The organism is Synechococcus sp. F70.1, from assembly GCF_047502745.1.
GTDB lineage: Bacteria > Cyanobacteriota > Cyanobacteriia > Thermostichales > Thermostichaceae > Thermostichus.
In genome coordinates this window covers 1-11,191 of sequence record NZ_JANSJL010000056.1, presented here as the reverse complement: position 1 = coordinate 11,191, position 11,191 = coordinate 1, and the positions used below count along the sequence as shown (strand labels likewise).

Here is an 11,191-nt window from a genome sequence, read left to right as displayed (position 1 = left end):
GTGGCTCATCGTCTCAAGGGCAGCAGCACCCTAGGGGCCAAGGCCCTTGGCCAAATCTGTAAAGAAGTTTCTCCGACGGCTGGGAGCCAAGTACTCGCGGGTTATCCTCGAGCTGTCGGCTGCTGTGCCAAAACCTCTTTCTTCTCCATCCAGGTGCCCATGCGGGAGCTTGAGGTTGGTCTTTTGACTGGATCTAACTCCGCTTCCGCGGAGAAGGGACTTCTTCTCCTAATTGTGGACGATGATCCCAGCCAGCGGCTTTTGGCTCGTTACGCCCTGGAGCGAGAAGGCTACCACATCCTAGAAGCCGACAGCGGCATAGCCTGCCTAGAAGCTGCAAGCCGCTACCAGCCAGATATAGTACTCCTGGATGCGGTGATGCCGGGCCTAGATGGGTTTGAGTGCTGCCGCCGCCTCCATGCCCAAAACCCTGACATGCCGATTTTAATCGTCACCGCTTTGGAAGACGAAGCTTTTGTCAACGAGGCTTTTGCTGCAGGAGCCAGTGACTACATCCCTAAGCCTATCCACTGGTCAGTTCTGAAGCGGCGGCTGCGCCACTTGCTGCAAGTTAGCCAGGCCCAACGCCGTCTACAACAGCTTAACCAAGAACTGGAAGCCAAGGTGAAGGAGCGCACTGCTCAACTGGCCTGCCAGGTAGCAGATTTGGAGCAGCTCAACCGCCTCAAAGACCACTTTTTGGCCGCGGTCTCCCACGAGCTGCGCACGCCCTTAACCAAAATCAGACTAGCCTTGGAACTCCTGGGCCGCACCTCCCTCAACGAGAAGCAGCGGCAGTACCGGGACATTGCCCTGCAGGAGTGCGAGGTCGAAATCCATCTTATCGACCGCCTGTTGGCTCTGCAGGGTCTGCAAGGGAAAGAGTGGGGCTCTGCCGTTGCGGCCATTGATCTGCCCAGCTTTTGGCAGAGCTTGCTCGAGTCGGCACGGCAATGTGCGCAGGCCCACTCCCTCACGCTACAGGTTGGGGATCTGCACCCGCCTGCCTCGGGATTTTACAGCCATCCGCAGCTCCTGGATCAGGTTCTCAAAGAACTGCTGAGCAATGCCTGCAAGTTTACCCAGCCAGGTGGCACTATCTGTCTAGAGATCCAGTCGATTCCTGGAGGGGTCGAGTTTAGGGTCGGTAACAGTGCTCAGATTGAGCCCGAACACTTGCCCCACATTTTCGAGCCCTTTTACCGCGTGCCCACCACGGATCCCTGGGTCCAGCCAGGCAGCGGTTTGGGGCTGGCTTTGGTGAAGCAGTGGGTGGAGTATCTGCGGGGCCACATCCAGGTCACTAGCCAAAAGGGGTGGACCTGGTTTGTACTACGCCTGCCCAGTCTAGTGCCATCCAATCCTTGAGGCCCCCTAATGGCCGACAGCAGCAGTTTCAGCAGTGGCAAAGGAAGTGCCGCAGCCGCAGGTAGCCACGGCATTGGGATTCTTGAATTTGAAGCCACCCCCCAACAGATCTTCGGAAAAGTCGACAGTGAGGCCCTGGAGCAGGGTCATGCTCAAGGGATCCACCGCCACCCGGAGATCCCCAAAGTCGAAGGTGTGATCGTCGGGGTTGGCCTGGGACTCAAAGTTCATCACATAGGAGAGGCCAGAGCAGCCGCTGGGCTTAACCCCCAGGCGCAGAATGGGCTGGGATCCCTCTTTCTCGTACTTGCTGCGCAGGCGCTTTAGCTCTTGGATGGCGCTATCGGTCAAGGTGATCATGGCGGGAAAGCTGACACGTACCCCTATCCTAACAATCCTTTCCAGGCGGAAACAGTTGATAAGCTAGGGATCCCGTTCCTTAACGTTGTCGACGTTTGACCCTTGTGACGGATCCTAACGCCATCCGGGTTACCTTTCTGGGTACCAGCTCCGGCATGCCCACCCGCCAGCGCAATGTGTCAGGAGTGGCGGTGCAGTTTCCGCAGCGGTCGGAATGGTGGCTGTTTGATTGTGGCGAGGGCACCCAACACCAGCTCCTGCGCTTAGACGAGCTGCGCCCCAGCCAGTTGCGCCGCATTTTCATCACTCACATGCACGGGGACCACATCTACGGCCTGCCGGGACTGTTGGCTTCCTGCGGCCTGGGCAGCACCCCCCAACACATCGACATCTACGGTCCCCCCGGCCTGGAAGAGTATCTGAAGGCGGTGCTGCGATATAGCGAGACGCGGATCCCCTATTCCTTTCGGGTTCACACCGTAGAGACAGGTCTCATTCTCCAGGATCCGGAGTACTGGGTCTTTTGCGCGCCCCTGGATCACCGGGTGCCTGCCTTTGGCTACCGCGTGGTGGAACAGGACCGACCAGGCACTTTTAACGTGGCCAAGGCCCAAGCGGATGGAATCCCACCTGGCCCCCTCTACGGCCAGCTCAAAGCTGGGCAATCCATCTTCTGGCAAGGCCGCTGGCTCCACGGACGAGACTACGTGGGGGATCCCATTCCAGGCCGCAAGTTCTCCTATTGCACCGACACGACTTTCTGCCGCAACGCCGTTGACCTCTCTCGCGCCGCCGATCTGGTCATCCACGAGGCCACCTATGCCGAAGCCGATCGCGACTTGGCCCATCGCGCCAAGCACTCCACTGCTGCCATGGCTGCGCGGGTGGCTGCCGAGGCCAAAGCCCAAACCCTCATCCTCACCCACTTCAGCCCTCGCTACACCTCGGATGGCCCCATCACTTTGGAAGACCTGCTGGCCGAAGCCCGGGCCATTTTTCCCAACACCCTCCTGGCTCGGGATCGGATGACCTACGAGATCCCTCGCCGCAGCCCTGTTCCCCTAGCGCTGGAGGTGTAGGTTTGCCTCGCTAGAATGGTAAAAACTGTCCCAACCAGCGATGACGGATCCCAGACCCTATTTCGAACGGCCCAAAACCGAACAACTGGACCAAAGCGCCAGCGAGTGGCAAACCTTTAGCGCCTTGCCCCCAGCAACCTCCCTGCCTCCTGTACAGGCCGAGCAATCGGCTCCCCAGGCAGCTAGGGTTCCCCAGGATGAGGAAACCCTGCCCAAACTGGCTCCCTGGGGCAAACGGGTCGGCGCCTTTGCTCTAGATTTTGGGCTGGGACTGGGGGTTTCCTACCTGGCGCAGGGCTTGGCTTCTCTGGTAGGAGCCGATGCGGCTGCCGTGGACATGACCGGCTACATTGCCTTTTTTGCCACTTGGCTGGTGAACCGCGGCTACTTCCAATCTCGACCCGCTGGCCAGAGCTTGGGCAAATGGCTGCTGAACCTCAAAACCCTGGATCCGGAAACCGAGGCCTCACCTCACCTAGTTCGCTCCTTGGCCCGCGAGGGAGTGCTCTCGCTGTTTATCCTCACGGCAGCCCTGCTGGTGCCGCTGGCTGCCGACGGACTGTTTGCCTTCTTCGACAAGGAAAAGCGCCAGAGCATCCACGACCGCGCCGGGCGCACCCTAGTGGTGGAATCCGAGCAGGGCTACCGCCTGGATGAAAAAGTCCTACGGCTGCTCCAAGAAATTCTCGAGGGAGAAGCTACTGAGGACGTTAAACTGGCTGCACGGGATCTTCTGCGCAAAGCCCAGCGCAACGAGGCAGTACGGGGTCTCTCCAGCCAGCTAGGGCGCCTACGTCAGGATGTTGGCCGCAACACCCGCAGCCTTCGCCAGCAGACCAGCAAGCAAGTTAAAAGCTGGCTTGCTTCCCTCAAAGAAAAGTTGGATAATTGGTAGTTGCGCTTACACGCAAGCCCTTCTCCAACCATGGCTGTTGAGGTTGGAGAGGTAGCCTAGTACTCTCTCTGCAGAGGAATTCACCATGGCCAAGGGAAAAGGCGCTCGCATCATCGTTACGCTGGAGTGTACGGAGTGCCGCACCAACGTTAACAAGCGTTCTCCAGGTGTGAACCGCTACACCACTACCAAAAACCGCCGCAACACCCCCGGTCGCTTGGAACTGAGAAAATACTGTCCCAAGTGTAACCGCCATACTCTTCACAAGGAGATCAAGTAGTTCTGGAGCTATGGTTTACGTTCGCCGTCGCTTGTCTCCCATCAAGCCGGGAGAACCCATTAGATACACTGACGTTGAGCTGCTCAAGAAGTTCGTAACCGAGCGCGGCAAAATCCTGCCTCGCCGCATTACGGGGCTAACCGCCAAGCAGCAGCGGCAAGTCTCCAAAGCGATCAAACAGGCGCGCATCCTGGGCCTTCTTTACTTTGTCAACAAAGAAGGGTAGTTGCGTCGGCTTCTAATGAGCCTGCAGCTTTCACCGCAGTTGCAAGCCCGAATGGCCCAACCCCTAGAGATTGGGGGAGTGAAGATCTTCAGTCGGGTTTTTCAGGCACCGCTATCAGGGGTAACCGACATGGTCTTCCGGCGGCTAGTCCGCCGTTTTGCCCCCCAAAGCATGGTTTACACTGAGATGGTCAGTGCCATCGGCTTGCACTATGCCCGCGAGTTGCCCCGCGTTATGGAGGTGGGGGAGGGGGAGCAGCCCATCGGCATTCAGTTGTTTGACTGCCGGCCCCATTTCCTAGCTGAAGCCGCTCGCATGGCTGTGGACGAAGGGGCAACCCTGGTGGATATCAACATGGGCTGCCCGGTAAATAAGATTACCAGAAACGGTGGGGGCTCCTCCCTGCTGCGAGATCCAGACACCGCTGCAAAAATTGTTGAGACAGTGGCCAAGGCAGTAGAGGTACCCGTTACCGTAAAAACGCGCTTGGGCTGGTCGGACGAGGAGATTAACATTTTGGATTTTGCCTACCGCCTTCAGGAGGCAGGAGCCCAACTTATTACTGTACACGCTCGGACACGTGCCCAGGGCTTCAGCGGCAGAGCCCGCTGGGAGTGGATCCGCCGCGTTAAGGAACGTCTGCGCATCCCGGTCATTGCCAATGGAGACATCTTCTCCACCGCTGCAGCCGTGAAGTGTCTCGAAGAAACCGGCGCTGACGGGGTGATGTGTTCCCGCGGCACAATGGGCTACCCCTTCCTAGTGGGAGAGATCGATCACTTCCTTAAGACCGGGCAAGAGAGACCGCCTGCTACTCCCTTAGAGCGAATTCAAGTAGCCTTGGAGCATCTGCGAGGGCTTTGGGAATACAAGGGGGAGCGCGGGATCCGGCAGGCCCGCAAGCACATGACCTGGTATGTCAAAGGCTTTGCCGGCGCCTCCCACTTTCGCGCCCTTCTCTGCCGCATCGAGACGCTGCAAGAGGGAGAAGCGCTGCTGCTGCAGGCCATGAAGCATTGCCAAGATGCCGCTCCGGAGCCTGAGGATGAGGAAATGGGTGAGGCTCTTGAGAGAGAACACGCTGCCACCAAGGAAGCTCTTCTGGCTTAGCCACCCTTCCCCTTCCTTAGCACTCTGTACTGAGGTAGCTTAGCTGCCCACAGGCCTCCCCTCCTAGCTGCTTGAAGGGAGCAGGCTACCAATCTATTTTCTGCTTTCCCAGAAGGCTCCTCGCCAATCCCTGCCAGGTCGCCCCTAACCTAGATGGGATCCCTCCTGAGGCTACGGCTTCCCAGTCTAGAGGATCCCCAAGGAGCAGAGCATTAAGTTTTGTAAACTTTTCAGGCTCCCGCCTTGCCAGCCTGTGGAAAACTTGTGGAAAACTTTGGAAAACTGTGGAAAACCTGTGGAAAAAGACCCTAGGTTATCCACAAGGTATAAATACCCTGTGGAAAAGACCCCCAAGTTATCCACAGATTTTCCACAGGCAGGGAATAAGCTCAAAGGCTTGCGGCGTAAGGCTTTGCTAATCGTCGGGCAATCAATTTCCACAATTTCCACAGGCCCTACTACTAAAAAATTTAAATTGGGTAGGGATCGTGGTTTGTAATCTTCCTCGCGCGCGAGAGTGCAAGCTAAGGGATCGCCTGGGGCGAGTGGGTGCTAGGATTGGCATACTCAGCTCGCAAGTCCCGCAATGGTGCAAGCTCAGCGTCCTGTGGAGGGAGAATCCAGGGCTGCCATGTTCGCGTCTGCCCCGCGCGACGGCGGGTCTGGAGATCTCCACGGCGTTGACGACGCTATGGGCCAGCCCTTCCCCCAAGCGGGAGAGAGTCCTAGCGGCAGCCTTTGCTTTACCTGTGAGCAAGCCGAGCTCAGCCAGCACCTGGCAACAGTTGGGCGAGCGGTTGCCAGTCGCCCCGCCCTGCCGATTCTGGCCAACGTGCTGGTAGAAGCCAGTGCAGAAATGCAGCGTGTGGCGCTGACTGGCTTTGACCTCAGCTTAGGCATTCGCAGCGAGTTTGAAGCGGAGGTGAAGGCATCCGGTCGCCTGGCTTTGCCAGCCAAGCTGTTTGGCGACATTGTCAGCCGTCTGCCTAGAGGCCCAGTTACCCTGAGCCAAGCTCAGGAGCGTGTCCTCCTCACCTCAGCCGCTGGCCAGTACCAGTTGCGCAGTGTTGCAGCAGAGGAGTACCCCACCCTGCCGGAGGTGGCGATCCCTGCTGCCAGCGAGGTGGCTGCCGCTTGCCCCGGCGGGAGCGAGTCCCTTGAACACCCCGCGGCGCAGGCTCTAGAGGTGCCCATTGAGAGCCTACTGCAGGGCATTGACCAGACCCTCTTTGCTGCCTCTAGTGACGAGACCAAGCAGGTGCTCACAGGGGTGCATGTCAAGCTCGTGCCAGGGGATCCGCCACAGCTGGAGTTTGCAGCTACCGATGGACATCGGCTGGCCATAGCCCAAGTGGAAGTTGAGGGAATCCCGGTCGAGGTATCCAGGGGAGGACCTGACTTCACCATTCCTGCTCGAACTCTGCGGGAGGTGGAGCGCATCCTCAGCGCCCAAACGGTTGCCTCCAGGGTGGAGTTGCGGTTTGACCGGTCGCAGGTGCAATTTGTTCTGCCCCCTGGCGCCAGTAGCGCTCAGTGCCAGCAGCGGATTACCAGCCGCCTTTTGGAGGGCCAGTACCCCGACTACAACCGTCTGCTGCCCAAGCAGTTCGAGCGACACGTAACCTTAGAGCGTTGGCCCCTGGTGGAGTCCCTAGAGCGGGTGGGGGTGTTTGCTGCCCGGCGGAACGACATCGTCAAGCTCAGTCTCTCTGCGGCAACCCAAACCCTACGCATTAGCACCGAGGCACCCGACGTAGGCAGTGGCGAGGAATTGCTGCCAGTACAGATGACCGGCCCTGATCTCGAGGTGGCCTTCAATGTCCGCTACCTGCTGGAGGCTCTCAAGGTGTTCCACACGCAGCAGGTGAGCCTGGAGCTCAACGGAGCCACGCAGCCAGCCGTTTGGAAGCCAATTGGGGCGATGCGCCTCTGCTATTTGGTCATGCCAGTACAACTGCGGGCAGCCTAGGGCGTTTCGCGGTTGGAAGAGTGCCATTCAGCAGGCTGAGAGGCGCTTGGTTGGCCACCTGGCGGGCTTGGTCCATAGTTCAGGGGCACATGAGCCATCACCTTCGTCCATTACTCTGAGCGGCCTGAGAGTGTAGCGCTGGGGAGCTGCGCTGGCTGCTCTAGAGGCTCCACTCGATGGCGATCTAATCCCGGCTCACCTACTGCCGAATCGGCATCTCCGTGGAGGGCAGCTTGGGCGTTGCGGCGCAGTCGGTGGGCCTTGAGCCGGCGCAGGGCAGAGGCGGGAAACCGGCGGTCGAACTCCTCATCGCCAATCCGGGCCAGTTCTTGGAGATCGGGGGCAACATTCCAAGGGTAAGGCTGAAAGTCGGGAAGGGGACTGGGCCGAGCAAAGCGCTGGTTCCAAGGACAAACCTCCTGGCAGATGTCGCAGCCGGCCACCCAGTTGTGCAGGTTCTGGGCAATCTCAGCAGGGATCCGCTCGGCGTGGCTTTCCAGGGTGTGGTAGGCAATGCAGCGGCGCGAATCCACTACCCCTGGGCTGACGATGGCCTGGGTAGGGCAGGCCTCCAGACAGCGGGTGCAGGTGCCACAGTGGGCAGTATGGGGACGGTCGGGAACTAGCTTGAGAGTGGTCAGGATCACTCCCAGAAACACCCAGGAGCCGTACTCGCGGGTGAGCAGGAGGCTGTTTTTGCCAATCCAACCCAAGCCCGCCTGCATGGCCCAGGGCTTTTCTGCCACCGGGCCAGTGTCTACGTAGAAGCGACCCTGGTAATTGGGAAATTGAGCTTGCATCCAAAGGTGGAGCTGTTTGAGTCGCCGTCCCAGCACGCGGTGATAATCTCGCCCCCAGGCGTAGCGGGAGATCTTGCCTTTGGCCGGATCCCGGCTGTGGGGGGTGGGAGTGTAGTAATTGAGGGCCACACAGATTAGGGATTGTACCCCCGGCAGCACCAGCTCCAGATTCTGGCGCCGCGGATCCGCCATCCAGGCCATGTCGGCAGCCATACCGGCAGCCAGCCAGGCCCGTAGACCTGCCCAATCAGGAGGGTTTGCCGCGCTGGCAATGCCGACTTTGTCAAAGCCCAGCGCCCGCGCCTGTTGCTTCACCTGCTCGGTGGCTTTGGCCCAGTCCATCTCTGACTCCCCAGGGATCCCCGCCATGACTACCCCGGCAAACCCATCACCTGACGGTAGCGGGCCTCCAGCTGGGCTGCCTGCTGAGAGCGGCGGAAGGGATCCCAGGAGCTGTGTCGAAATAGCTCCTGCCGCAGCTTGGCTACATCCACCGTCGTTACTTCGCCATCGGCCACCACTTGTTTTCCCCTGATCCAGACGCTGTGGACTGCTTGGGTGGGCCGGCCCAGCACCAGTAGCCCAATAGGATCCGTGCGAGGTAGCAGCGACAGTTGGGTGAGATCATAGAGCACCAGGTCAGCCTGCTTGCCCACTTCCAGAGATCCCAGCTTGTCCCCCAGCCCCAGGCCGATGGCCCCACCACGGGAGGCCATTTCAACGCTCTCGCGGGGGGAGATCCAGTGCCGGTAGTCGGGATCGGTGACGTTGTGCAGGATGGTGCCGATTTTGATCGCCTCTAGGAGATCCTGGGAGTCGTTACTGGCCGCTCCATCGCAGCCAAAGGCCACGTTGACCCCCGCCTGGCGGTATTTCAGAATAGGGGCAATGCCACTGCCCAGGCGCAGGTTGCTTAAGGGGTTGTGAACAACCGTCGAGCCTGTGCGGGCCAAGATCTCGATATCGCTTGCAGTCAGCCAAACGCAGTGGGCTAGGGAAGTTTTTCGGTCTAGGTAGCCCAGGCGCTCCAGATGCTCCACAGCACTACAGCCGTACTTTTCCTGAGCCAGCAGCTGCTGGGCGCGGGTTTCTAAGAGGTGGGCGTGGCGAGGCAGGTTGTACTTCTGGCTGAGCTCAGCACAGCCTTCGAACAGCTGGTCGGAGCAGAGTTGAATGCCGGTGGGGGCCACCATTAGGCTGATGCCTTCCTCAGGCCGGTGGTACTTTTGAATTGCCTCTTCCAGCATGGCCAACACCTCTGCGGTAGAGAGGGGATAGGCTGCCGACCCCCCTTCTCCACCCGGCAGGCAAGCGGGGAGAGCCTGATCCTGAAGCAGCGGACCAATGAAGGCGCGGATCCCGACCTCCCGATAGGCCCGCACGGCTGCCTCAACGGTGGCCAGCTCCTGGCCAGGAATGAGGATCAGGTGATCCACTACAGTCGTGCCGCCGCTAAGCAGAGTTTCCACCGCCGTCGCCAGGGCGCTGAGATAAACCTTCTCTGGATCCGGCGGCGCGTACTCATGGAGTTGCGCTAGCCAAAGTTCCAGCGGGTAGGGCGGGATGATCCCTCGCTGCCACAGCTCGGAAGAATGGGTGTGGGCGTTAACAAAGCCCGGCAGCAGGAGCTTGTTGTCAGCGTTCAGTTCCACGCTGTCTGGCGCCCCTGCCAACAACCCCTTGCCGATAGCGGCGATTTGCTCCCCTTCAATGCGGACATCTGTCGTCTCGTAGCCGCTAGCAGTGGGGATCAGCGCATTGCGCAAAACGTAGCTCATGGCGGGAACAGGAAAAGGCCGTCGGAGCCAAGCGCGCCAAGGTTAGCGGCTAAAGTTGGGCTGAGGCTATTTCTTCTTGGTAGAGCCCTTCTTGGCAGGCTTGCCCTCGGCGGCTGCGGGCTCAGCAGCCCCTGCAGCAGGCTCGGGAGGAGCTGTCTCCGCTGGTGTCGGCTGGGGCTCGGCTGGATTCAGACCTGCCTGGGCAGCCACCTCAGCGGCAAAATCCGTCTTTTCTTTCTCAATTCCTTCTCCCAAGACAAAGCGAGCAAACCGCCGCACCCGGATGTTTTCTCCCAGCTTGGCGATGTGTTGCTTGACCAATTCCTCTACGGTGATCGAGGGATCTTTGATGAAGGGCTGATCCATTAGAGACAGCTCTTTCAGGCGCTTTTCAAGGCGACCTTGGATAATTTTTTCCCGCACATGCTCGGGCTTGCTAGCCAGATCCTCTTTGCCCATCTCGATGGCCTTCTCCCGCTCCACCACTTCAGGAGGGATCTGGTCAATGCTGACGTACTCCACGTTTTGGCAGGCGGCAATTTGCTTAGCGATGTCCTGAACCAGCTTTCTAAACTCTTCGTTACGGGCTACAAAGTCGGTCTCGCAGTTGACCTCTACCAAAACGCCGATCCGGTTGCCGAAGTGGATGTAGCTATCGACAACTCCCTCAGCGGTAATGCGGCCAGCCTTCTTGGCTGCTCCTGCTAAGCCCCTCTGGCGCAGCAAGACGATAGCCTTCTCCCTGTCGCCGCCAGCTTCTTCCAGGGCCTTTTTGCAATCCATCATGCCTGCGCCTGTTTCTTCGCGCAGTTTTTTGACAAGTTGGGGATCGATTTTGACACTGGTCTTGGTGTCGCTCATGAGAGTTCCTCAGCTAAAGTAAAGGATATGGTGGGGTGTAAACTGCCCCTGGCTAAAGCTAGGGGCTTTGAGCAGCCCTACAGTTGGCAAGCCAACCATAGACCTCCAGGCTGGGTTACAAAAGCAGCCGCCCAGAGTACGCCGCGCCGCTAGCTATTTGCTCTTGTAGCCTAGCACGGGAGGGGTTCCCTCTCCCCCTACGAAGCTCGTCAGCCGCTCCCCTGGGAAATAATTCTAAACCTAGCTCCCCAAGGGTAGGGGCAGAAAGGAGGCAAGGGAATGCCAGGGGGGTCTGGAATCCCTTTGGGGCTACTCGCCCTCGTCGGCCTCCCCTTCGTCTCCCAGGTCTTCCAGAATGTCTTCTTCTAGATCCACAGCCCCCTCGTAGTCGTACTCCTCCTCTTCGCCGATGTCGAGCTGCCCATGCCGCCCCTCGTAGATGGCATCGGCCAGCTTGCCTACAAT

At 59.3% G+C, this 11,191-nt stretch carries 10 protein-coding genes and 1 pseudogene; 7 read left to right on the top strand and 4 right to left on the bottom strand.

All coding sequences use genetic code 11. The annotated features are described in order from the left end of the window. The first annotated feature begins 183 nt into the window (after nt 1–183). Nucleotides 184–1,368, top strand: a complete 1,185-nt coding sequence (locus NW860_RS05520) for a response regulator (RefSeq protein WP_414512904.1) — start codon at nt 184–186, stop codon at nt 1,366–1,368. A 6-nt stretch (nt 1,369–1,374) separates the two neighbouring features. Here NW860_RS05520 and NW860_RS05515 read toward each other — a convergent pair whose 3' ends face one another. Beyond that, nucleotides 1,375–1,728 carry a HesB/IscA family protein gene (locus tag NW860_RS05515; protein ID WP_414394017.1) on the bottom strand — a complete coding sequence of 118 codons (354 nt, stop codon included), beginning with the start codon at nt 1,726–1,728 and terminating at the stop codon, nt 1,375–1,377. Nucleotides 1,729–1,850: 122 nt separating this feature from the next. Between NW860_RS05515 and rnz the strand changes: the two genes are divergently transcribed. From rnz to dnaN, 6 genes are all read left to right on the top strand, one after another. Continuing rightward, entirely contained in the window at nt 1,851–2,807 is a 957-nt protein-coding gene (gene rnz / locus NW860_RS05510) for a ribonuclease Z (protein ID WP_414512947.1), read from the top strand. Between the two features lie 40 nt (nt 2,808–2,847). Then, entirely contained in the window at nt 2,848–3,702 is an 855-nt protein-coding gene (locus NW860_RS05505) for an RDD family protein (RefSeq protein ID WP_414512902.1), read from the top strand. A gap of 85 nt (nt 3,703–3,787) precedes the next feature. Further along, the gene (gene rpmG, locus NW860_RS05500) at nt 3,788–3,982 is read left to right on the top strand and encodes a 50S ribosomal protein L33 (RefSeq protein ID WP_414394020.1); all 195 of its coding nucleotides are present in this window, start codon (nt 3,788–3,790) and stop codon (nt 3,980–3,982) included. A 10-nt stretch (nt 3,983–3,992) separates the two neighbouring features. Further along, entirely contained in the window at nt 3,993–4,208 is a 216-nt protein-coding gene (gene rpsR, locus NW860_RS05495) for a 30S ribosomal protein S18 (RefSeq protein WP_414394021.1), read from the top strand. A 15-nt stretch (nt 4,209–4,223) separates the two neighbouring features. Next, on the top strand, nt 4,224–5,318 hold the full coding sequence (gene dusB, locus NW860_RS05490) for a tRNA dihydrouridine synthase DusB (RefSeq protein ID WP_414404915.1): 1,095 nt from the start codon (nt 4,224–4,226) through the stop codon (nt 5,316–5,318). 631 nt (nt 5,319–5,949) lie between these two features. Beyond that, complete coding sequence (gene dnaN / locus NW860_RS05485) at nt 5,950–7,287, top strand: DNA polymerase III subunit beta (RefSeq protein ID WP_414512899.1); 1,338 nt, start codon at nt 5,950–5,952, stop codon at nt 7,285–7,287. 110 nt (nt 7,288–7,397) lie between these two features. On the opposite strand, the gene queG is transcribed toward dnaN, so the two are convergent. From queG to tsf, 3 genes and pseudogenes are all read right to left on the bottom strand, one after another. Next, nucleotides 7,398–8,429: a tRNA epoxyqueuosine(34) reductase QueG gene (gene queG / locus NW860_RS05480; RefSeq protein WP_414404913.1), complete on the bottom strand. Its 1,032-nt coding sequence runs from the start codon at nt 8,427–8,429 to the stop codon at nt 7,398–7,400. A gap of 29 nt (nt 8,430–8,458) precedes the next feature. Continuing rightward, entirely contained in the window at nt 8,459–9,865 is a 1,407-nt protein-coding gene (locus tag NW860_RS05475) for an amidohydrolase (protein WP_414394025.1), read from the bottom strand. A gap of 195 nt (nt 9,866–10,060) precedes the next feature. Beyond that, nucleotides 10,061–10,726 (bottom strand): annotated as a pseudogene (tsf, locus tag NW860_RS05470) (translation elongation factor Ts); the annotation flags it as partial. Nucleotides 10,727–11,191 lie beyond the last annotated feature (465 nt).